This is a genomic window from Acidobacteriota bacterium (assembly GCA_019347945.1).
Taxonomy (GTDB): Bacteria; Acidobacteriota; Thermoanaerobaculia; order Gp7-AA8; family JAHWKK01; genus JAHWKK01.
In genome coordinates this window covers 65664-88011 of sequence record JAHWKK010000005.1, presented here as the reverse complement: position 1 = coordinate 88011, position 22348 = coordinate 65664, and the positions used below count along the sequence as shown (strand labels likewise).

The window sequence follows — 22348 nt, the reverse complement described above, 5'->3', positions numbered from 1 at the left end:
AGTGAAGAGTGAAAAGAAGAGTGAAGAGTGAAGAGTGAAGAGTGAAAAGAAGGGATCAGGGGTCAGGGATCAGGGATCAGAGTGAAGCACTCGTCATTCTGAGCCCGGCGCAGCGCGGGCGAAGAATCTGGGTGTGGGATCGTGAATCGCCCAACCCCTCCCGGTGGAATGTCGCATCGCGCAAGCTCGTCCCTCGCCCGGCGTCCCGCATTTCTTTCACTCTTCACTCTTCACTCTTCACTCTTCTTTTCCCCCTTCACTCTTCACTCTTCTCCAGGGATAAACTTGGTCCGGAGGTCGTCATCATGTCGAGCGGTCCAATCATCATCGGAATCAAAGGTCACGTCGTATCCATCGAACCGGCGACTGGTCGGGAGCTCTGGCGACGGAAGATCCGGAGCAGCTCGATCGCTACGGTCAGGCACCTCGGTGATCGGGTCTGGGTGGGTACGCGCGGGGAGGTGATCGCGATCGGGATTTCGACCGGGTCGGTTCTCTGGGAGAATCCGCTGAAGGGCACCGGATATGGAGCGATATTCTTCGCGGACACGGGACGAGATGACTCGGACGTGATTCTGACGATCGGAAACCGGGTCGTTTCCCTGCACGCTTCAACCGGATCGGAGAACTGGCGGACGACCCTCGGGTCGCTCGGGAACCTGAGCCACGCGCGTGTCGTCTCCTCCGATCGCATCGTGGCTGCGAATTCGGGGAAACTCTACGGGCTCGACCGGCGAACCGGAACGATCGCGTGGGTCGAGAAGCTCTCGGGGCTGGGCCACGGATTCATTTCGATGGGCGGAGGCGACGCGGAGGCTGCCGTCTTTTCGGTGATGAAGGCGCAGCAAAACGCAGCGGCTGCGACCTGATCTGTTCTGAAGATCTCGAAACGTCATTCGTAACGCGCGTCGATCTCCCGGAGACCCGCGTCGAGGAAATCGCGGTCGAGCCACCGGCCGCGAACCATGACACCCTCGATGTCGGCCAGCGCCGTGTGGCCCTCGAGCGGATTCGAGCGGAGAAGGACGAGATCCGCGCGCTGCCCCGGAGCGATGGTGCCGAACTCGTCCTCGTTCGAGAAGTAGCGGCCGACGTTCAGGGTGCCGCTTCGGAGGATGTCGTACGGCGTCATGCCGGCCCGCGCCATCCACTCGAGCTCCCGGTGGAGCGAGAATCCGGGAACGCTGAACTGCTGTGGGGCATCGGTTCCCATCAGAACGAGAATGTCCTCCTCGTGGAGAATCCGTAGCACGCGGATGCGGTCAGCGGCGATGCGCCGCGCTTCCGCCTCGTCGTATCCCGGTGCCGCCCGCCGGTTTTCGAAGGCGCGGGACCACTGATCGATCGCCTCCGAAGGGACGTAGCGAAGCTCGTCGTACGTCTGCAGCTCTTCGAGCTCAGCGGTTCCGAGAAGCGTCTCCCACAAAGCCATCGTCGGAACCACCCACGCTCCCGCCTCCCGAGTCGACTCGGCGAGCTCGCGAATCGCGTCGTCGCTGACGGGGACCGTTTCGAGAGCCTCGATGTATCCGTCGAGATGATCGAACGTCTCCTGGTTCTTTTCGAGGGCGTGGCGGAGTCCGACCTCCGAGGGGACGTGCCCGCCGAAACGAATCCCGAGCTCGTTCGCCGTGTCCGCCATCGCGTCGTACTCGGGACGCGTCAGACCGGGATGAACCTTCAGAAGATTCCATCCTTCGGCGTGCTGTGCCTCCACCATCTCCCGGGCCTGCTCGGGAGAGGAGACCGAGTTTCCGTTGAAGCTCGGACCGGCGAGATAGAGAGTCGGGCCGAGCAATGACCCCGACCGCGTCGCCTCGCGGAGTGCGAGCTGGCCGGGGGCGCCGAGCATTCCTCGTACAGTCGTGATTCCGTTGGCGACATAGAGAAAGAGGACGTCCTCGACCATGTGCGGCTCCGCGGTGGGAGGTGGAACGTGCCCATGCATCTCAGCGAGCCCCGGAATCAGATAGTGTCCCGATCCGTCGATCACCTGCGCACGCGCGGGGATCGCGACATCAGCTCCTGCCGACTCGATCCGGTCACCGCGCACGATGACGGTCTGGTTCTCGATGAGGCGTTCCCCCTCGTCGGTCATCGGAATTACCGAGACATTGCGGATGGCCAGCACGCCTGATCCTTCATCCGGGGACGGCGAAGCAGTCGAGGAGGGCGCGTCCGCCGTGCAGCCAAGAAAAAGAAAAAGGAGAGGAAGAAGTAGTTTTTTCATGGCGCTGATGATGATCATAACGAATTCGGAGCAGCCCGGCGGCGCGCAGCGTCGGGATCGGGATCGTCAGCATGCATTCGCCTTTCGAGGTTTCCTTGAAGGTGACCTGTGGGAGCTGCTTCGGGGGTTCGAAGCCTTCTACGCCCAGTGATCGAGGTCGGTCTTCGGCTTACAGCTCAGAGGTCGCGTTCGCCGACGAGCTTCGAGGGGATGGGTTCGGTCTCCGGCTCGTGCTCGCCGAGCTCCTCGCCCGGGTTAACGAATCGATCGGTCTCGAGCGAGTACTGCGTATCGTGCAGCGTGCGGTAGCGGCCGTCGAGAGCCATCAGCTCGGCGTGCGTCCCCCGTTCGACGACGCGGCCTTCCTCGAGGACGAGAATCTGGTCGGCGCTGCGGATCGTGGAGAGCCGGTGCGCGATGACGAAGGTCGTCCGCCCCCGTCGCAGCGACCGGAGACCATCCTGGATCTTCGCCTCGCTCTCCGAATCGAGGCTCGAGGTTGCCTCGTCGAGGATCAGAATCGTCGGATCGGCGAGGATGGCGCGGGCGATCGCGATCCTCTGCCGCTGGCCGCCGGAGAGCTTGATGCCGCGCTCGCCGACGATCGAGTCGTAGCCCTCTTCGAGGGGTTCGACGAATTCATCCACGTGGGCGATCCGGGCGACCCGCTTCACCTCTTCGACCGAGGCATCCGGTCTGCCGTAGCGGATATTGTCGAGCACTGATCCGTCGAAGAGGAAGTTTTCCTGGAGGACGATGCCGAGCCGGCTTCGATAACGGCTGAGCGAGAGAGTCGAAAGGTCGATTCCGTCGACGAGGATCGTCCCCTCCTTCGGCTGATTGAACGTCATGACCAGACCGATGAGCGTGCTCTTGCCCGAGCCGCTCGGGCCGACGAGCGCGGTGGTCGTTCCGGCGGGTGCGACGAACGATACGTCGCGCAGAACCGGCTTGTCCGGTTCGTACTCGAACCAGACGTTGCGGAACTCGATGTCGCCCCGGATCGTGTCGACCGTGACGGTATCCTCCGCGTCACGCTCGATAGGCTCGCGCCGGATCTCCCGGATCCGATCGAGCCCGGCGAAGGCCTCGGTGATCTGCGTGCCGATCGACGCCATCTGGATGATCGGTCCCGCTGCCATGCCGGTGAAGATGATGAACATCGTCAGGTCGCCGAGTGTCATCTCGCCTGCCAGAATGGCGCGGCTCCCCATCACCATCATGATGATTCCGGCGATCCCGAAGAGGATGGTCGTGGCGGCGTTGGTCGCGGAGATCGCCGTGATCGACTTCTTCACGTTGTCGAAGAGGTTGTCGACTCCCCTGGAGAAGATCTCGTCCTCCCGCGGCTCGGCGACGTACGATTTGACGACCCGGATTCCTCCGAGCGTTTCGGCGAGCCTTCCGGTGACATCGGCGTTGATGGCGCCGCGTTCCCGGAAGATCGGGCGGACGCTTCGGAAGACGAAGGCCATGAGAACGGCGAAAGCCCCCATCGTGACGATCATCACGAGGGTGATCCGCGCGTTCAGCCAGAAGAGGACCCCGATGGCGATCGCCGCGGTGAGCGAGCCGCCGAAGAGCTGCACCAGACCCGTCCCGACGAGATTTCGCAGCCCTTCCGCGTCGCTCATGATGCGCGAGATCAGCACGCCCGACTTCGTCGAGTCGAAGGTCGCCGTGGGGAGCCGGATCACGTGTCGCTGCACCGCCTTCCGCATCTCGGTGATCGAGTGTTGCGCGGTGACACCGAGGATCTGGGAGAGTCCGAATCCGCTGAGGGCCTGGATGATGGTGGCGACTCCGGCGGCGATTGCGATCGGGTAGAGGAGCTCGAAGCGCTGTCTGCCGATGACCTCGTCGATGATCCATTTCGAGCTGGCGGGAAGGACCAGTCCGGCGAGACGTCCAATGATGAGAACGACGAAACCGATGGCGAGGCGCCCCCGCCGCTCCCAGATGATCGCTCTCGCCTCGCGCCAGACCTCGCCGCGGTCGAGCGGACGCTTCTCTTCCTGCGATCGGAGCCTTCGGGGTATTCGTTCGCCGGTGCGCACGTAGCCCGCTACCGGTTCGCGCGCGGGATAATTTCGGGGCGGCACCCGGGGTCAGCGAAAATCTGTCGCCCGCTGAAGCGGGCTCGACATTTCTTAATGGAGCACAACTATCCCCCGGCTGAAGCCGGGGGCTAAGGTCTTTCGCCCGCGGTGCGGGCTGACCGAAGTGGAGATCTCGCGAGATGAGCCTCTTCGAGCGGTCGACCTGCTGACGCCCGCTGAAGCGGGCTCGACATTTCTTAGTGGAGCACAACTATCCCCCGGCTGAAGCCGGGGGCTAAGGTCTTTCGCCCGCAGAGCGGGCTGATGCAAAGTGGAGATCTCGCGAGACTGAACGTCTTTGAGGGGGTCGAGGTTCTTTCGCCCGCTGAAGCGGGCTCGACATTTCTTAATGGAGCACAACTATCCCCCGGCTGAAGCCGGGGGCTAAGGTCTTTCGCCCGCTGACGCGGGCTCATCGGAGAGAACGTTCCTGCGGAGATTCAACCTCGAAGATGGCCGGTCGGCCGTTCGACCGGGGCGCGGGCTGATCTGCACGTTTTCGGCCGGAGCGCGGGTGACAGAACCTGACGCATCGGGCAGATCGTCTCCAACTCGCTGAATCGACGAAGCCGCCAAGCCGCCGAAAGGCGGCGCCAGGTCTTAGCCCCCGGCTTCAGCCGGGGGACAGGAGCGCGGCACCTCAAAATGTGGAGCCCGCTTCAGCGGGCGACAGAATCGAACACGCCCGGAGATCGTGTCGGGCGCGCTTCGAATCTGACGCAGATGGGGAGCCGAAAGGCGGCGCCAGCATACTTTCTTACGACCAGACTCCGTTTCTTACGAATCTGTCTCGCTTCTTACGACTCGACCCTTTTTCTTACGACCCGACGCCGCTTCTTACGGTGTCTGTATCGTCATTCCCTGACCGATCTCGTCGGCGTTGCCGGAGATCACCGAGGCGATCGAGAGTTTTTCCCGGACGCTTTCGACGCGGATTCGTGCGATCTCGTCCATGATCTCGTCGAGCACCTCGCCGGTGTCGGGGTCGCGGATGACCTCGGATTCACCGATGACGAATTCCTGGCCCACCTTCACGCCCTCGCGCTCGCCACGGTTGATGTAGATCTTCCCGTCACGGTTCATGACGACGGTGCCGTTCCACTTCATGTTCGGAAGCTCGGAGATCATCCAGTCGACAGCGTCTTCGACGGAGGCGAGGACCGCCTTGCCGACGTTGTCGTTGCTGAAGGCATCGAAATCACCGGCGAAATGCCGGTTGACACCGACTCGGAGACCGCGTGAGCCTGCTTCACCGACGACGCTCTTCGAGGCGAGCACCTGGCCGGTGGAGGTATCGACCATGTAGAGCGTCGTGTTGATCTCGGCCTTGCCGCCGCGTGCGCCTACTCGAATCCCCTTGATCGAGATTCCGCCGCCACCGCCCGCGGAATTGTCCTCGACGTGGGTGATGGCTCCCTTGACGAGGATCTGCGCGGGGGTCATCTGGCCGGTTGCTGGTGCTTTGTTGCCGCCGGCGGTTCGGCCGGAAGCCGCAAAGTCCTGCTCGTCCATGGCGGCCTGCCGCATGTCGGTCTCCCCGAGGACGATGAAGCGTCCGGTCTCGTTGAGAGCGTCGGTCAGCACCGCGGCCCATGCATCACCGAGATCCCACTGCGATGAATAACCCGCCTGGTTGTCGAACTTGGCGACACTCACCGTGTAGCGGAGGCCGCCCTTGTCGTCGGCGGCGAGCACGGATGAGGCGATCAACAGGCACAGGGCGGACAGAATGGTTTTTCTCATGGACGAATCCTCCGATCGGTTTGCGTGACTCCGGACGAGTACTTCAAACGGAGAAGCGGGCTCCAACCTTCCCGGATAGTTCGAACCGGTGCGGAACCGGTCGAGGCTGGACCGTCGCGGTATCATCAACGGCGAGCCCGGCTCGATCCGGCACCCGATGGACGACCGACGAGGCCCCGAGAGGATGAAAATGCAGAAGAGAATCGGACACTACGAAGTTGTTTCGAAGCTCGGCCGCGGTGGCATGGGTGTCGTCTACAAGGGTCACGAAGCTTCGCTCAACCGCTTCGTCGCTATCAAGGTCCTCGGAGACCACCTGGTCGAAGATCCGACATTTCTCTCGCGCTTCAAGCGTGAGGCGCAGTCGGCGGCGAGACTGTCCCACCCCAACATCGTTCAGATTTTCTTCATCGGCGAGGACGAAGGGACGCATTACTTCGTCATGGAGTACGTAGAAGGGAAGTCGATCGATTCGATCGTCAACGAGAAGGGGAAGATCGACAATCCTCTGGGAGCGCAGATCATCCTGCAGGCGGCCAGAGGCCTGGCGGCAGCGCACGACGAGGGGATCATCCATCGCGACATCAAGCCGGCGAATCTGATGCTCGACCGGCGCGGCACCGTCAAGATCGCCGACTTCGGTCTGGCGCTTCCGTCCTCAACGGACGCGAAGCTGACCGCAACCGGCATGCTGATGGGAACGCCGGGATACCTGGCGCCGGAACAGTGTCGCGGCGAACAGGCGGATCACAGGACCGACATCTACGCGCTCGGAGTGAGCTGGTACGAGATGCTGACCGGGCGCGCACCATTTCGATCGGAGAGTCCGATCATGCTGATCCGCCAGATCCTCGACGAGGATCCTCCGGACGTCTCGACTCTCAACCCGGATGTCGACGACAAGGCGCGCGCGATTCTCACGAAGATGATCGAGAAGGAACGCGATCAACGCTACCAGAGCGCGCATGAGCTCGTCGAGGATCTCGAGGACTATCTCGAGGGGCAGAGCGTTCGCTCGCTGATGAAAGGTCTGACGACGCTGGCCGCCGTTCCTCGCGCTTCCGCCGGTACGAACGATCCGACCGTCGTCCTCGGAGCGGAGAGCGAGACGACGAATCTCGACGTGCAGGGGGACGCCGGATCCCATGGGCAGGGCGAGTCTTCGCTGGCTCCGACGGCTCCCGGAGTCGTCGCGGGATCGGCGGCAACGACCCAGCCGGATCTGCGAACCGCGGAGACCGCGCCGACGAGGCACGATCTTCCGCCGCCTCCACCACCGGGAGCGACGGGCCGGCCGGCCCGGTCGCGACGCGGGATCTGGATCGCCGCACTTCTCCTCTTCCTTCTTTTCGGTGCCCTCGGGCTGGCTGCCTGGTACGGTCTCGGCGGACGGAGCTCTGCCGATGATCCGGCGACCCGGGAGACCGTTGCGGATTCGACCGAAGGAGTTCTGGTACCAGGCTCGGATCTCCCCGGGACGGCAACGCAGCCGGTGGAGAGCGGCACAGACTACGGTGCGACGAGCCGGATCGAAGAGATTGCACCGGCTGAAACTCGAAGTGAACCGCTTCGGGCCGGTGGCGAGTCCGATGATCGGGGCGAAGCTGCAGCGGTCGCATCTCCGCGGGAGCCGCGACCGGCGAGCCAGACTTCTCAGCCGCGCGTGGCCGAGCGGGAGCCGGCCCCGCCGCCTCGTTCACTCGAGGGCGCAGGAATCGTCGTGACCGGCGACGCCGCGCTGGTCCCCGTCGTTTCCTCACTGATGACCCAGCGGCTTTCGAGCTCGGATGCGCCGATCTACGACGCGGCGACGCTGCCGGCGACCGAAGATCTGGTGCGGCGTGATGCGTCGACCGGAGAGCTTCTCGACGCTTTCGAGAAGGGGGGGCTGAGAAGGATGATCGTCGTCCGGATCGATCCGGCGGGCGAACGGCAGCTCCGCTACATGGGGCGTACCGACACCGCGTACAGCTCGCGAATCAACGTCACCGTGTACGACGTGGCCACCGGACGGCCGCTCGGAGCTTCCGCCTCCGAAACGATCGAGTACACCTCACTCAGCGCCGACCGGGAAGCGGAGAAAGTCGTTAGAAAGCTGGCAGCTGCCATCGCCCGGCGTCTTTGAGAGACAGGAGACAGGATTCAGGATTCAGGATTCAGGAAAGCGCGGTCCCTCGCTTTCCCGCCGACCACCTACCAGGGATGACGTCGTTTGAGCATGGACGACTTTTCTGGGCTGCGGTTGTCATTTCCGCCTCACCGGAATATAGCGATGGCTCCGGATGAGAAGCCGTCTGGATTCAGGTCAGTTTCCTGGATTCTGCGCGACCCCCCACGGGCTGGAGCCCCGACCCCCGATGCCCGGTTCTACTGAATCCTGATTCCTGCCTCCTGCCTCCTGCCTTATCATTGCCCGATGGAAGAGACCGCGGCGTCAGCCCTGATCACGTCCCCCGGTGCTGTCCTCGCGGTTCTCGCGGGACTCTGCGCCTTCTTCTTCTGGCTCGAAAAGCGATCCGGATGGAGGATGTTCAATTTCCTTCCACCGCTTCTCTGGATCTATTCGATCCCGGTTCTGCTGAGCAATACGGGTGTGATCCCGAGCTCCTCGCCCGGCTACGGGCTCGTGCGCACGTACGGTCTCCCGGTCTTCATTACGCTGCTTCTGGTCGGAGTCAATGTCGCTGCGGCAGTAAGGATCATGGGGAAGGGTGTGCTGGTGATGCTGATGGGAACGCTCGGCGTCGTCGTCGGAGCGCCGATCGCCTATCTCATCGTCCACACGAATCTCAGTCCTGACGCGTGGACGGGATTCGGAGCGCTGGCGGGTTCGTGGATCGGCGGTACGGGGAACATGGCGGCGACCAAGGCTGCTCTCGAGACACCGGATGGAATCTTCGGGCTCGCGATCATCGCGGACAACGCGATCTATGTGATCTGGCTGCCGCTGCTGCTCGCATCAAAGGGATTCGCAGAAAAGTTCAACAGGTGGACGGGAGTTGACGAAAGCCGCCTCGAGAGGATGGAAGCGCAGATCGAGTCCGAGAAGGTCGAAGCAACGCCGGTCGAGATGCGCCACTTTCTCTACATGGCGGCGATCGCGCTGACGGTTCTCGGCATTTCGGAGTGGATCGCACCGATGCTGCCGGTGACCGAGGTAACGTCGACGTCGACGTGGCGCGTGCTGCTTTTCACGACATTCGGCATTCTGCTCTCCCTCACACCTGCGCGAGCGATACCGAGCACGCACGACGTTGCGATGGCGATCGTCTACCTCTTCGTGGCGGTCATGGGTGCGGGGGCGAATCTCGCCGACCTCGGAGATGCCCCGTGGTTCCTTCTCGGCGCTCTGATATGGATCATCATTCACGGCCTCTTCTGTCTTATGGGCGCGTACATCTTCAAGGTCGACGTCCATACGGCAGCGATCGCGTCGGCAGCCAACATCGGCGGAGCGGCGTCGGCTCCTGTCGTTGCCGCTTATCATCGTGAAAGCCTCGTCCCTGTCTCGATTCTGATGGCGCTCATCGGGTACGCGGTCGGCAACTACTTCGCGATCCTGACCGGACACCTCTGCCGCATCATCGTCGGGGGCTGATGGGGGAGCGGCGAAGCGTCGTCATCGGGCCGGTCTATCCGTTCCGATCGGGCGTCGCGTACTGCAGCACCCGTCTCGCCGAGACTCTCGGCCAGCGCGAGGGCGTAGAGATCGTGTCGTTCTCCCGGATCTATCCTCGCCGGTTCTATCCGGGTGGCGATCCGATCGATCCATCCCTCGTCGCGAGGACTCCGGCGAATGCGCGGTTCAGCCTCGACATCTTCAATCCGTTTACCTGGATTCGTGAGGGACTGAGACTGAGGCGTGAGAGGCCGGCGAGGGTGATCTTCGTCTGGTGGATCTGGGTATGGGCGCTCCCTTACATCGTGATGAGTCTGCTGCTGCCGAACGAGACCGAGGTCGTGTTTCAGTGTCATAACGTCCGGGACAAGGAACCTTCCTGGTGGAAGAGCTGGCTCACGAATCGAGCAATCGCCGGGGCCGACATCGCGATCGTTCACGCGAATACCGAAGGGGATGCGATCGAAGAGCGACTCGGGGCGGGCGCGCCGCGCGTCATCCGCGCCTTTCTCCCGATTCACGAGATTCCGGGTGTCGTTCCTTCGCGTGAGACGGCGAGGACGGACCTTTCGATCACGCATTCGAAGGTCGCACTCTTTTTCGGCCATATCCGTCCCTTCAAGGGGCTCGACGTGGCGCTCAGGGCGTGGCAACGGGTCGAGAAGGACGTCCTCCTTTTCGTTTCCGGGGAGGTGTGGTTCGGTGACGGAACGGAGTATCGCGAGCTGGCCGCAAAGCTCGGGATCGAGTCGCGCGTCCGTTTCGATTTCGAGTTCATCCCGGAGACGGAGGTGGCGGCGCGTTTTGCGGCCGCGAACGTCGTTCTCGTTCCGTATCTGCGGGAGACGCAGAGTGGCGTCGTCATGACTTCGTTCTGGTTCGGGCGTCCGGTGATCGCGACCGATGTCGGAGGGCTGGCGGAGGTCGTCGAGGAGGGGGAGAACGGATTGCTCGTGCCGGCGGGAGACCCGCAGGCGCTCGCGAACGCGGTGAACCGCTACTTCGACGGAGGCGAGGGTTGGCTCGAGGAGGGAGCCCTTCGAGCCGTCGACCGTTACGGATGGGAGCGCTACGTCGATTTCCTCATGGCAGGCGATTCGGATCTCGAAAACCGGCCGTGAAACGGTCGCGCATAGAATAGGGACGGATGGCGCGAGAAACGATCGAGCTCGATGGTGCTTCGCTCAACGTCGCCGATCTCCCGGCGATCGCAGCCGGGGAAGAATCGATCGTTCTTTCGGACGAGGCGAAGCGGCGGATGGACGCGTCCCGGAAGGTCATCGACGGGGTGGTGGCTGACGGGAGGGTGGTCTACGGCGTCACCACCGGGTTCGGTGTCTTTTCGGATGTTCACATCTCTCCGAGTCAGAGCCGGGAGCTGCAGCGGAACCTCGTTCTTTCGCACTGCACCGGTGTGGGCGAGCCTTTCAGTGACGACGTCGTCCGCGTGATGATGGTCCTGAGAGCGAACGCTCTCGCCAAAGGTTTTTCCGGCATCCGCATCGAAGTGGTCGAACGGATTCTCGAGATGCGGAGACGCGGGCTTCTGCCGCTGATCCCGTCCCAGGGCTCGGTCGGGGCGTCCGGTGATCTCGCTCCGCTGTCTCACCTGGCGGCCGCGCTGGTCGGAGAAGGTCGGGTTCGCACGCGGAACGGCGTCGGGCCGGCGAAAGAGGCGCTGCGGGACGCCGGACTCGAACCGATCGAGCTCGAAGCGAAGGAAGGCCTGGCGCTGATCAACGGAACGCAGACGATCTGCGCGGTGGGAGGGCTGGCGATCGCCGAGGCGCGGGGACTGTTCGAGCGATCGCTGGAGATCGCCGCGATGACGCTCGACGCTCTGCAGGGAACCGATGTCGCTTTCGATCCGCGGCTTCACGAAGCGAGGCCTCACGCCGGACAGCGCCGCGTTGCGGCACGGATGCGCGAGTTGATGCAGGGGAGCGAGATCCGCGCGTCGCACAGGGATTGCGGGAAGCTGCAGGATGCCTACTCGCTGCGCTGCATTCCGCAGGTTCACGGTGCGGTTCTCGACGCGCTCGATTTCGTCGAGCGGACCTTCGGGATCGAGATCAACTCGGCGACCGACAATCCGCTGGTGTTCGCCGACGAGGGAGAAGTCCTCTCGGGAGGCAACTTCCACGGTGCTCCGGTCGCGATGGCCTGCGACCTCGGAGCGATCGCGATGACCGATCTCGGATCGATCAGTGAGCGTCGCATCGAACGGATGGTCAACCCGCAGCTTTCCGAGCTTCCGGGGTTCCTCGTGACCGAGGGAGGCCTCAACAGCGGATTGATGATCGCGCAGGTGACGGCGGCAGCGCTCGTCGCCGAGTGTCGTGCCCTCGCGCACCCCGCCTCGGTCGATTCGATACCGACCTCGGCGAACAAAGAAGACCATGTGTCGATGGGTCCCACCGCGGCCTGGAAGTTCGCCAGAATCGTCGACAATGTCCGGTCGATTCTGGCGATCGAGGCGATCTGTGCCGCGCAGGCGATCGAGTTCCGGCGGCCGCTCCGCTCATCGGAGCCGATCGAGCGCCTCCATGCCGGGATCCGCGCGGTCGTTCCGCCACTCGAGCGTGACCGCTTCCTTCATGACGACATCACCGCGGCGCGCGCCGTGCTCGGTTCTGGATTCTGACCTCTCCGCCCTCTTCGCGCTAATATGATCCTGCCCGTTTCGGGCCTGACCGGTCTAAGGAGTTCAAACGCAACAAAAGCAGCAAGGAGGATTTCATGGTCGTTCGCAAGGTGGGTGCCGTTTCACTCGGAAAAATCATGGGGATCATCTATGCGGTCTTCGGTCTGATCGTCGGAGTGCTCCTCGCTCTCGTCTCACTCATGTGGGGCGCCGAAGGTGCCGAGGCATTCGGAGGCATGATGATGGGTGGTTTCAGCGCGATCATCATCGCGCCGATCGTTTATGGCATCACCGGCTTCATCGCCGGGATCATCTCGGCCTTGATCTACAACGTCGCGGCCGGCTGGGTCGGAGGAATCGAGCTCGAGATCGAAGGTGCGACCCACGTTGCCCCGGCGAGAACTCACGCCCCCGCGGTCACCTAGATCTTCACTCGGAGCCCGGAGCGACGCGAAATCACTGCTAGCGCTGAACTTCGGGCTCCAATTCGCTCTTCAGCCAGTTCCAACAGTGCTCGAAGATGGTGCGCACGGGATCCGCGACAACTCGATCAGCTTTGCAGACTGTCGAGCTTCTGAACGATCTCGGCGGGATCGAATGGCTTCAGGAGGAAATCGTCGGCGCCGCACTCGGTCGCGATGTTACGGGTGTCGGCTCCCTCTTCGCCGGTCATCATGATCACGTATGAACGGAAGCCATCCGCGCCCTTGAAATCCTGGCAGAGACGGAAACCGCCGTAGTAGGGGAGGATCAGGTCGAGAAGGACGACTTTCGGCTTTTCCCGTTTCCAGATTTCCAGGGCTTCCTCCCCCTCACCGGCGACCGAGACATCCCACTTGTCACGGAGATAGATCGTGAGGAGTTTCCGGAGATGGGGATCGTCGTCGACGATGAGGAGTTTCGGCTTCGCCATTATCCGCGACCGGAGTGCGATTTCCGTACCGGCGACGAACACGATCCCCTGGACGACCCGGCTCTCCTCAGGATTCCGGCGTTGCCGCTGCCAGAGATGTCGCGACGGCCATGGCCCCGTCGAGGACGAGAGTCCTGCCCGGGACGAGATAGACCGGAAACGATTTCATCCGTTCCTCGAATGGTGGCTTTTGATTGAAGGCACGGATGAACGGGGCACGGAGAAGGTCTCCGTTACCGACGACGACTCCGCCGGTAAGGAAAATGCCCCCGGAGGCGAGGGTTGTGATCGCGAGATCTCCGGCCGTGGCGCCCAGCAGCGTGGCGAGGATCTCGACGGCACGGACGGCGCTCGGATCTCCATTTTTCGCAAGCCGCGTCACCTCGCTTCCGCGCATGGAGGTTCCCGCGAGTTTTCCGTGGATTTTCGAGAGGCCGGGGCCTGAGATCAAGGTCTCCCGCGATGGCCAGCCGCCCCCGGGGGCAAACCCGGCGATGAAAGAGCCGGTCTCGGCATCGAACGGCGACAACAGAGCGTGCCCTCCTTCACCAGGAATGAAGACGTTGGTGGCTTCGTGGCGCACGATGTGCGCGACTCCAAGACCGGTTCCGACGCCGATGACGATGCGAGGCGCCGCGAGATCGACCGTTCCCTGCTGCAGCACCACGAGATCGGCGGGGTCGATCTCGGGGATTGCCAGGGCAGCCGCGTGCAGATCGTTGAGCAGCCGGACCTGCTCGATGCCGAATCGGACACCGAGCTCCGCTGCTCCGATCGACCACGTGAGGTTGGTCAGCTGAACGGTGCTTTCATGCACTGGCCCCGCCACGGCCAGACAGGCAGCTTTCGGGCGCGCGTCCAGATGTCTCGAAAGGAAGTCTGCCAGAAGATCGTCGAACGACCCCCACGCCTTCGATTCGAACGCCTCCTCGGCGAGAGTCTTCCTCGAGGCACCATCGAGGCGGGCGAGGCGGACGAGCGTCTTGGTTCCGCCGGCATCGACCGCGAGGATGTTCACGGCAGCGAGAGTATCAGAGGATCAGGGAGCAGGGATCAGGGAGCAGGAGTCAGGAATCAGGAGCCAGGAGGCAGGATCCAGGAGGGCAAGACCGGAGACATCGTTTACATCCAGACCGGAGACATCCTTTGCGAGCCGGATCGCGACATGCCTGCCACAATGTGCCCCGTAGCGCAGGCTTCCAGCCTGCCGTGTTGCGGGCTTCCAGCCCGCAAGCCTCTCGAAAAACCCTCCCGAAACCACGCCATCCCCCAACGAGCGGGAGGGCGAGGCGCCTGCCGAGCCGCACCGTCACAACTTGCGCGATGTCCAGCATCACCGGCACAGCCAGGCTCCTACCTGGTCGTTCGAGCACTAGGCGTCGGTGCCGGACGAAAGCGGCCGGTTGAGTCCTCCGAGCCGTTGCCACCGGTCCCGTGTGATGAACCACCAGATGCTGGTTTCCTCCGGAGCTTCCTCGAGCAGACGGAATGCTTCCTCCTGATCGAGCTCGGCGTCGCTGCCGGCGACGATGAACCATCGCGGGGCCGATGCAGCGATCACTCCCCGTTTCCAGAGGGCGACCAGAAGCTCCGCGTGCGCACCGGCGGGATCGCGGATCCATTCGGCACCCAGATCGGAGAGCAGGGCGTGGAGAGTCTCGTTGAGCTGTTCGGGAAGCGTCGTCACGATCCTCGGGCGGATCTCGCTTGCCAGAGCGGCCCGGATCGCCTCCGCGAGGCCCGCGACGAGATCCTCGTCCGAATCGAAGATGCGGAGGTTCACCAGTCCGGCTCACTCACCGATGATCTTGACCATGATCCGTTTGTCGCGCCGGCCGTCGAACTCCCCATAAAAAATCTGCTCCCATGGGCCGAAGTCGAGCTTTCCTTCGGTGACCGCGACGACGACCTCGCGTCCCATGACCTGGCGCTTGTGATGAGCGTCGCCGTTGTCCTCGCCCGTACGGTTGTGGTGGTAACGCTCGGGGCTCGGGTCGAAAGGCGCGAGCCATTCGAGCCAGCGCTCGTAGTCGCGATGCAGACCCGGTTCGTCGTCGTTGATGAAGACGCTCGCCGTAATGTGCATCGCGTTGACCAGACACAGCCCTTCGGTGATCCGGCTTTCGGCGAGCTCGGCTTCGACCCGTCCGGTGATGTTGACGAAACCCATCCGGGAGGGAACGTTCATGACGATATGTCGCGTATGAGATTTCACAGTATCACTCCTTCGAAAGCTGGTAGTTGAGGCGGTAGGCCTTTTCGATCCCGGCCGGGAGGCCGGCGAGCTCTTCCAGTGCGTCCTGATCGATGATCGCCGAGGAGACGAATCGCTCGGTTGCGACGATCTCGCCCGCCTTCGCGACGTCCTCGCCGAGCTTGCACGCCGCGTTGACCTCGGCGCCGAAAACGTCTTCGCCGACTCGCAGGACGAGGCCGCACCCGATCCCGATACAGAGAAGAACTCTCTCGGCGGGTTCGCGGGACTCGTTGTACTCGAACGTGCTCCTCTGCATTGCCACCGCTGCCTCGAGCGCCTTGGTCGGATTGCGAAAGATGATGAGCAGGCTGTCGCCTTCGACCTTGAGAAGAATGCCGTCGTGCTCCTCGATCACGGGAGTGAGCAGCCGTTCCGCTTCGTAGATCGTCTGGAGGAAGTGGATGATCCCGAAGTCGGCCACGTTGCGTGAGAATCCGGCCAGATCGGTGAACATCACGCACCAGGTCTCCTGGAACAGATCGGTGATTCGCTGGTCGATCGTCTCCTTGTCCGCGCCGGGGGCGAGGCGAGCCTCGATGAGGTCGGTCAGACGGTCGAGTGAAGCGGATGAGGTGACACGTTTGCGGTAAAGCATGGCGGGAATCGTATAACGCCGCGCGGTCAGACTCGCGATGCGGCCGGTTCGCTGCCAGCGCTTATAATCGACGGCCATGAGCTCGACTGCGTTCGACTACAAAGACGGGCGAAGCAGTTGGCGACAGAGCTCTACCGGGAAGGGAGTTATCATGATATCTCGACCTTCCGGGACGAGGAGTGAGACGGGCGGAGAGCCGGCGCTGGAGGAGATGAATGGCTGACCGAAAAATCAGAGTGCTGATTGCCAAACCCGGCCTGGACGGTCATGACCGGGGAGCGAAAGTGATCGCACGAGCCCTCAGGGACGCGGGTATGGAGGTCATTTACACCGGCCTGCGGCAGACTCCCGCGCAGATTGTGGCGGCCGCGGTTCAGGAGGATGTCGACGCGATTGGACTTTCGATTCTGTCGGGTGCTCACAACGTCCTCTTTCCCGAGATCATGAAGCGACTCGGTGAGGAAGGCGCCTCCGATATCGCGGTGTTCGCCGGCGGGATCATTCCGGAAAAGGACATCCCGAAGCTGAAGGAGATGGGAATCCGCGACATCTTTCTCCCGGGAACGACGACGCAGGCCGCGGTCGAGGCCATTCGGACCGCGGTCCGGGTCTGAGCGGTGACCCCGCGCAATCAGGGAGGGCGAGGCGCCTGCCGAGCCGCCCCGCCTCGCGCTTGCATGACCGATCGAAGTGCCTTCCACGCCTGACATCGCCGAGATCGTTTTCGACGACGGGGGGATGAACCTCCTCTCTCGGGCGAACATCGGGCTCCTTCGCGCCCGCTTCGAATCCCTGCGCGGAAGCGACGCGGTGATCTTCCGCAGCGGCCGCGAGAAGATCTTCGCGGCTGGTGCCGACATGAAAGAGATGCTGGCGTTCACTCCGTTCGATGCGTGGGAGTTCTCGCGGGCGGGGCAGGAGCTGATGGAGACGATCGAGCATCTCGAGCCGCTTACGATCGCGCTCGTCGACGGGGACTGCTTCGGCGGCGCGCTCGATCTTCTGATGGCGTTCGATCTCCGGATCGCGACGCCGGAGTCCCGGTTCTCGCACCCGGGAGCGCGCATCGGCATCGTGACCGGCTTCGGCGGAACGAGCCGATGGCGTAGAATCGCGCGGCCCTCCGCCGCCTCGAAGCTCTTTCTCGAGAACCGCGTATTCAGCGCGAAGCAGGCGAAGGATCTCGGTCTTCTGACGCACGTGACGGATGATCCGGATTCGCTGCTCGATCGTGAGCTCCGCCGAGGGCTTCAGTCGCATGAGCTGCTCCGGCCTTTTCGAGGAATGCCGGCCAGGCGACTCCAGTTAATGTCATTGTAATTACGGATGTTTCTATGACTCAGATCAGCGCACGATTGCCGGATGAGCTCGTACGCCGCGTGGACGAGGCCGCCAGGAGGCTCAGGCGAAGTCGTGCACAGATGATCCGATCTGCCGTCGAGTACTTCATGGATGACGTGGAGGACCTGCGGCTTGGGCTCGAGCGGCTGCAGGACCCCTCGGACCCCCTGCTCGATTGGGACGAAGTGAAAGATGACTTACTCACTTCGGATTAAGGCGAGCGCGGCAAAATCACTGAAGAAGATTTCCAGGACAGATCGGTTACGCATCATCGACGCCATCGACCGGCTCCGCGATGAGCCGACGGCCGGGGGAGTTCTGAAGGGAGAATTTTCTGGGCTGCGTCGCTTGAGAGTCGCCGACTACCGCGTGATTTACGAGGTTTCCGCCGGCGAGCTCGTGATCCTGATCGTACGAATCGGGCATCGCAAAGAAGTCTATCGCTGAGTCCGGACGACTCCTCCGGTATCGTGGGCCAGATTCCAAGGGTGTGGTCACCGTGGCAACCGAAAGGGTGGGTACAGCGAGGGGCGCGATGCGGCGGGGCTCCCCGGGCTGGACGTGAGCATCGAGATCTGCGAGAGTCCTGCTCGCGAGCCGTCTCCGGGCGAAGGTCCGGGTCACCGGCCGCTCGTCGACATGGAGATTTTCGAGACGCATCTGGATGAATCGAGCGACGAGTTCCGCAAGAGCGCGGAGCGGATGGAGAAGCTTGTCGCCGAGCTCCGGGAACGCCGGGACGTCGCGCGAGAGGGCGGGGGAGAGAAGTACCTCGCACGCCATCGCGAACAGGGAAAGCTTCCGGTCCGTGAACGGCTGGACCTCCTCCTCGACCCCGACACCGCATTTCTCGAGCTCTCGCCACTCGCAGCATTCGGAATGTACGACGGCGAAGCTCCTGGTGCCGGGATCGTGACGGGCGTCGGGCGCGTCTCGGGCCGGGAGGTGATGATCGTCGCCAACGACGCGACGGTGAAGGGTGGCACCTACTTCCCGATGACGGTCAAGAAACACCTGCGCGCGCAGGAGATCGCGCAGGAGAACCATCTCCCGTGCATCTATCTGGTCGACTCGGGGGGCGCGTTCCTTCCGCTCCAGGCCGAGGTATTTCCCGACCGCGAGCACTTCGGAAGAATCTTCTACAACGAGGCGAGAATGTCGGCGGCGGGCATTCCGCAGATCTCCGCGGTCATGGGCTCGTGCACGGCGGGTGGGGCATACGTTCCCGCGATGTCGGATGAGGCGGTGATCGTGAAGGGGACCGGGACGATCTTTCTCGGGGGGCCCCCGCTCGTGAAGGCCGCCACGGGGGAGGAGGTGACCGCGGAGGAGCTCGGCGGTGCCGACGTCCACACGCGAGTCTCGGGCGTCGCGGACTACATGGCGGAGGACGATCCCCATGCAATCGAGATCGTCAGGTCGATCGTCGAGAACCTCGGTTCGCACCGGAAGACCGACGCCGACCGGCTCGCCAGCGTCGATCCACTCCACGACCCGAAGAGCATCTACGGCGTGATCCCCTCCGATCCGCGCGCTCCGTGGGATGTTCGGGAAGTGATCGCGCGGGTCGTCGACGGCTCGCGGTTTCACGAGTTCAAGGCCCGCTACGCTCCGACGATCGTCACCGGGTTCGCACGGATTCACGGCTACTTGGTCGGCATCCTCGCGAACAATGGTGTTCTGTTCAGCGAGTCCGCTCTCAAGGCGACGCACTTCATCGAGATCTGCAACGAGCGGCGCATCCCGCTCGTGTTCCTCCAGAACATCACCGGATTCATGGTCGGACGCGATTACGAGAGAGGTGGTATCGCGAAGGACGGAGCCAAAATGGTGCATGCCGTCGCGAGCTCGACCGTGCCGCGGTTCACGGTGATCATCGGGGGATCGTTCGGCGCCGGAAATTACGGGATGTGCGGCCGAGCGTACTCCCCTCGCTATCTATGGATGTGGCCGAGCGCCAGGATCAGCGTGATGGGAGGCGAACAGGCGGCCGGCGTTCTCGTGACGGTCAAGCGCGATCAGCTGGCGAGAAAAGGTGAAGAGCTCTCCTCCAAAGAGGAAGCGGCAATCAGGGACCCGGTGCTCGAGAAATACGAGACGGAGGGAAGCCCCTACTACTCGACGGCGCGCCTCTGGGACGACGGGGTCATCGATCCCTCCGAGACTCGAACCTACCTCGGGCTCGGACTCTCTTCGGCGATGAACGCTCCGATGAAGCCCGCCAAGTTCGGCATTCTCAGGATGTGATGATGAAGAAGGAGTGGTTCGTTTTCGACATCGGCAACGTTCTGATCACGCTCGACTACGATCGGACGATGCGTCGCGTCGAGGAGAGCGCGCGGGCCAAGGGACCGGAGCTGGTCACGGTGTTCAGCCGGATTCTGGCCGATTTCGAGCGCGGGAGGGTCGGGTTCGACGAGGTTCACGATTTCCTGCGCGACCGTGCAGGCTACCTCGGCGGTTCCCGCGAGCTTCGCGAGATATGGAACGGATTTCTCGCGAGACCGGTCGAGGGCATCGACGAGCTGCTAACCCGCGCGAGGCAGCAGTATCGTGTTGCGTTCCTTTCGAACTGCAACGAAGTTCATGAAGAGGAGATCGCGCGGCGGTTTCGTAACCTGTTCCTCGAAGACGAGCGCATCGTCTATTCCCATCATTGCGGCTCATCGAAGCCGGATCGCCAGATCTACCAGAGGATGCTGGAGATGCTCGGAGCGCGTGCCGGCGACGTCATCTTCATCGACGACATGCTCGAGAACGTGAGGGCGGCGAGGGAGGCGGGTATCGAGGCCTACCAGTTCGAGTCGGTTCCGCAGATGACCGAGCTTCTCGAGAAGCAGGGAGTGCTGTAAGGCAGGAGTGAAGAGTGAAGGGTTGAAGAGTGAAAGAAGAGACAACGCGAAGGTAAACCTCTGCATGCTCTCACCCTATATTCACGAGCCTGCCGCCAGATCCTTCGCCGTCCTTCGGCGGCTCAGGATGAGGAGTGGGGGAAAACGAGGGAATGTCGAATCGTCATCTCCGGCACGTTCCTGTCATGCTTCCTCTCTGCGCTCGACCCTGACTCCTGACTCCTCACTCCTGACTCCTGACTCCTGACTCCTGAATCCTGCTTCCATCCGATATGATCCGGGAAAGCAAACCTGGAGGGACGAGATGAATCGAACTTTAATTACCGGACTGGCACTTCTGGCAGCAGCCGCATGCACGACCGGAACGATCGACGCTCCTGATCCGTCGGACGACTCGTCGTTGCGGACGACCGTCGACGTCTCGGCGCGGCTCGAGCAACTTCCGCAGGTAGTCATCGATTACGATCGCGATCTGCTCGACGAGCGGGAGACGCGGGTGTTGCAGAAGCTGATCGAGGCCTCGAAGTTGATCGACGAAATCTTTCTCATTCAGGTCTCCGACGAGAATCTCGAATTGCGCTCCGAGCTTTACGAAAAAGCGAAGACCTCGGCGAAATGGCGCGATGTGTACGACTACTTCCGGATCATGTACGGCCCCTGGGACCGGCTGGCCGGGGGGGAACCGTTCATCGCGGGCGTGGGGCCCAAGCCGGACGGTGCGGGCTTCTATCCCCCGGACATCACCACGGAAGAGCTCGAAGAATGGGTCCGCAACGTTCCGGCGAACCAGGCAAACGTGCAGGGACTCTTCACGATGATCGAGAGGCGTGACGGGCGGCTCGTCGCCGTACCGTACTCGCAAAAGTTCGCGAACTACCTCGTGCCGGCGGCCGAAAAGATGAGGGAAGCGGCGGCCATCACCGCGAATGCGTCACTCCGTGAGTATCTCGAGAGACGAGCCGATGCGCTTCTGACCGATGACTATTACGAGAGCGATCTCGCGTGGATGGATCTCGATTCGGCGCTCGAGGTGGTCATCGGACCGTACGAGGTGTACGAGGACAACCTGAACAATTACAAGGCGGCGTTCGAAACGTTCATTACGGTTGTCGACAGAGAGGAGAGCGAAAGGCTGCGGCGCTACGTCTCACACCTCCCGCGGATGGAGGCCAATCTGCCGATTCCCGCCGAGCACCGAAATCCAAACCGAGGGGCGGAGTCTCCGATCAAGGTTGTCCAGGAAGCCTTCACGGCTGGCGACACGCGGGCGGGCGTGCAGACGGCCGCGTTCAACCTTCCGAACGACGAGCGGGTCCGCGAGGCGAAGGGCTCGAAGAAGGTTCTCCTGAAGAATGTGATGGAGGCGAAATACGCGCAGGCGGGCTTCCCGATCGCGGAACGGATCCTCGATCAGGAGCAGGTGCGCCTGGTCGGTTTCGATGCGTTCTTCAACCACGTCCTCTTTCACGAGCTGTCGCATGGACTCGGACCGGGGATCATCGACGGGCCGGACGGTCGGGTCGAAGCGCGTCTCCTGCTCAAGGATGCCTACTCGCCGATCGAGGAGTGCAAGGCGGACGTCCTCGGGGTCTGGAATCTGATGTACGCGATGGACAACGACCTCCAGAATGATTTCGGCCGCGAAGAGCTCTTCGCGACGTATGCCGGGATGATGTTCCGGAGCATGCGCTTCGGTCTGGATTCCGCTCACGGGCGCGGAAATGCCATCCAGTGGAACTGGCTGCGGGAGAAGGGGGCGATTCTCGAGTCGCGTGGCCGCTTCAGGGTGGTGAACGAGGTGATGGAGAGCGCCATCCGGTCGCTCGCGAACGAACTGCTGATGATCGAGGCTACGGGCGACTACGACCGCGCGCAGCGACTGCTGGGGCGGTACGGCGTCACGACCTCGGAGATCGAGTCGGTCATCGCGCGGCTCGCCGATCTTCCGGTGGACATCGCTCCGGTGTACGTTGCGGCCGGGGAGCAGAAGACCCGGTAGCGCGAAACTCCTTTGGGCGCACCAGTTTGAAATGAACCGGTGGGTGGTCGCGCTGT

22 protein-coding genes are annotated in these 22348 nt (G+C 62.8%); 14 read left to right on the top strand and 8 right to left on the bottom strand.

Features of this window, described 5'->3' with window-relative positions; all coding sequences use genetic code 11:
- The first annotated feature begins 41 nt into the window (after positions 1 to 41).
- Complete coding sequence (locus tag KY459_04850; GenBank protein MBW3564032.1) at positions 42 to 869, top strand: PQQ-like beta-propeller repeat protein; 828 nt, start codon at positions 42 to 44, stop codon at positions 867 to 869.
- Positions 870 to 892: 23 nt separating this feature from the next.
- On the opposite strand, the gene KY459_04845 is transcribed toward KY459_04850, so the two are convergent.
- Positions 893 to 2230 (bottom strand): amidohydrolase family protein, encoded by a 1338-nt coding sequence (locus KY459_04845; GenBank protein MBW3564031.1) that lies wholly within the window; start codon positions 2228 to 2230, stop codon positions 893 to 895.
- Here KY459_04845 and KY459_04840 point away from each other — a divergent pair.
- Positions 2229 to 2381, top strand: a complete 153-nt coding sequence (locus tag KY459_04840; protein MBW3564030.1) for a hypothetical protein — start codon at positions 2229 to 2231, stop codon at positions 2379 to 2381. The genes KY459_04845 and KY459_04840 overlap by 2 nt on opposite strands.
- Before the next feature lie 25 nt (positions 2382 to 2406).
- On the opposite strand, the gene KY459_04835 is transcribed toward KY459_04840, so the two are convergent.
- The gene (locus tag KY459_04835; GenBank protein MBW3564029.1) at positions 2407 to 4269 is read right to left on the bottom strand and encodes an ABC transporter ATP-binding protein/permease; all 1863 of its coding nucleotides are present in this window, start codon (positions 4267 to 4269) and stop codon (positions 2407 to 2409) included.
- A gap of 897 nt (positions 4270 to 5166) precedes the next feature.
- A complete protein-coding gene (locus KY459_04830; GenBank protein MBW3564028.1) occupies positions 5167 to 6072 on the bottom strand; it encodes a hypothetical protein in 906 nt (301 codons plus the stop codon).
- 190 nt (positions 6073 to 6262) lie between these two features.
- Between KY459_04830 and KY459_04825 the strand changes: the two genes are divergently transcribed.
- The 5 genes from KY459_04825 to KY459_04805 all read left to right on the top strand — a co-directional run bounded on the left by KY459_04825 (position 6263) and on the right by KY459_04805 (position 12760).
- Positions 6263 to 8197, top strand: coding sequence for a serine/threonine protein kinase (locus tag KY459_04825; protein ID MBW3564027.1), 1935 nt, complete (start codon positions 6263 to 6265; stop codon positions 8195 to 8197).
- A 291-nt stretch (positions 8198 to 8488) separates the two neighbouring features.
- Positions 8489 to 9670 carry a DUF819 family protein gene (locus tag KY459_04820; GenBank protein ID MBW3564026.1) on the top strand — a complete coding sequence of 394 codons (1182 nt, stop codon included), beginning with the start codon at positions 8489 to 8491 and terminating at the stop codon, positions 9668 to 9670.
- Positions 9670 to 10812 (top strand): glycosyltransferase family 4 protein, encoded by a 1143-nt coding sequence (locus tag KY459_04815; protein ID MBW3564025.1) that lies wholly within the window; start codon positions 9670 to 9672, stop codon positions 10810 to 10812. The genes KY459_04820 and KY459_04815 overlap by 1 nt, the downstream gene beginning before the upstream one ends.
- Positions 10813 to 10838: 26 nt before the next feature.
- Positions 10839 to 12335 carry a histidine ammonia-lyase gene (gene hutH / locus KY459_04810; protein ID MBW3564024.1) on the top strand — a complete coding sequence of 499 codons (1497 nt, stop codon included), beginning with the start codon at positions 10839 to 10841 and terminating at the stop codon, positions 12333 to 12335.
- A 95-nt stretch (positions 12336 to 12430) separates the two neighbouring features.
- The gene (locus KY459_04805) at positions 12431 to 12760 is read left to right on the top strand and encodes a hypothetical protein (GenBank protein MBW3564023.1); all 330 of its coding nucleotides are present in this window, start codon (positions 12431 to 12433) and stop codon (positions 12758 to 12760) included.
- A gap of 125 nt (positions 12761 to 12885) precedes the next feature.
- Here the strand turns inward: KY459_04805 and KY459_04800 are convergent, their stop codons facing one another.
- From KY459_04800 to KY459_04780, 5 genes are all read right to left on the bottom strand, one after another.
- Positions 12886 to 13248, bottom strand: a complete 363-nt coding sequence (locus tag KY459_04800) for a response regulator (GenBank protein ID MBW3564022.1) — start codon at positions 13246 to 13248, stop codon at positions 12886 to 12888.
- A gap of 67 nt (positions 13249 to 13315) precedes the next feature.
- Complete coding sequence (locus KY459_04795; protein ID MBW3564021.1) at positions 13316 to 14266, bottom strand: glucokinase; 951 nt, start codon at positions 14264 to 14266, stop codon at positions 13316 to 13318.
- Between the two features lie 354 nt (positions 14267 to 14620).
- The gene (locus tag KY459_04790) at positions 14621 to 15031 is read right to left on the bottom strand and encodes a hypothetical protein (protein ID MBW3564020.1); all 411 of its coding nucleotides are present in this window, start codon (positions 15029 to 15031) and stop codon (positions 14621 to 14623) included.
- A 9-nt stretch (positions 15032 to 15040) separates the two neighbouring features.
- Entirely contained in the window at positions 15041 to 15463 is a 423-nt protein-coding gene (locus KY459_04785; protein ID MBW3564019.1) for a secondary thiamine-phosphate synthase enzyme YjbQ, read from the bottom strand.
- A gap of 4 nt (positions 15464 to 15467) precedes the next feature.
- Complete coding sequence (locus KY459_04780) at positions 15468 to 16100, bottom strand: adenylate/guanylate cyclase domain-containing protein (GenBank protein ID MBW3564018.1); 633 nt, start codon at positions 16098 to 16100, stop codon at positions 15468 to 15470.
- A gap of 215 nt (positions 16101 to 16315) precedes the next feature.
- Here KY459_04780 and KY459_04775 point away from each other — a divergent pair, with 215 nt between their 5' ends.
- From KY459_04775 to KY459_04745, 7 genes are all read left to right on the top strand, one after another.
- Positions 16316 to 16714, top strand: coding sequence for a cobalamin B12-binding domain-containing protein (locus KY459_04775; protein ID MBW3564017.1), 399 nt, complete (start codon positions 16316 to 16318; stop codon positions 16712 to 16714).
- A gap of 76 nt (positions 16715 to 16790) precedes the next feature.
- Positions 16791 to 17420 (top strand): enoyl-CoA hydratase/isomerase family protein, encoded by a 630-nt coding sequence (locus tag KY459_04770; GenBank protein ID MBW3564016.1) that lies wholly within the window; start codon positions 16791 to 16793, stop codon positions 17418 to 17420.
- A gap of 14 nt (positions 17421 to 17434) precedes the next feature.
- Positions 17435 to 17656, top strand: coding sequence for a ribbon-helix-helix protein, CopG family (locus tag KY459_04765; GenBank protein ID MBW3564015.1), 222 nt, complete (start codon positions 17435 to 17437; stop codon positions 17654 to 17656).
- On the top strand, positions 17634 to 17888 hold the full coding sequence (locus tag KY459_04760) for a type II toxin-antitoxin system RelE/ParE family toxin (protein MBW3564014.1): 255 nt from the start codon (positions 17634 to 17636) through the stop codon (positions 17886 to 17888). Before KY459_04765 ends, KY459_04760 begins: the two co-directional genes overlap by 23 nt.
- 192 nt (positions 17889 to 18080) lie before the next feature.
- Positions 18081 to 19688 (top strand): methylcrotonoyl-CoA carboxylase, encoded by a 1608-nt coding sequence (locus tag KY459_04755; GenBank protein MBW3564013.1) that lies wholly within the window; start codon positions 18081 to 18083, stop codon positions 19686 to 19688.
- 2 nt (positions 19689 to 19690) lie between these two features.
- The gene (locus tag KY459_04750; protein ID MBW3564012.1) at positions 19691 to 20293 is read left to right on the top strand and encodes an HAD family phosphatase; all 603 of its coding nucleotides are present in this window, start codon (positions 19691 to 19693) and stop codon (positions 20291 to 20293) included.
- Positions 20294 to 20597: 304 nt separating this feature from the next.
- Positions 20598 to 22292, top strand: a complete 1695-nt coding sequence (locus KY459_04745) for a peptidase (GenBank protein MBW3564011.1) — start codon at positions 20598 to 20600, stop codon at positions 22290 to 22292.
- Positions 22293 to 22348 lie beyond the last annotated feature (56 nt).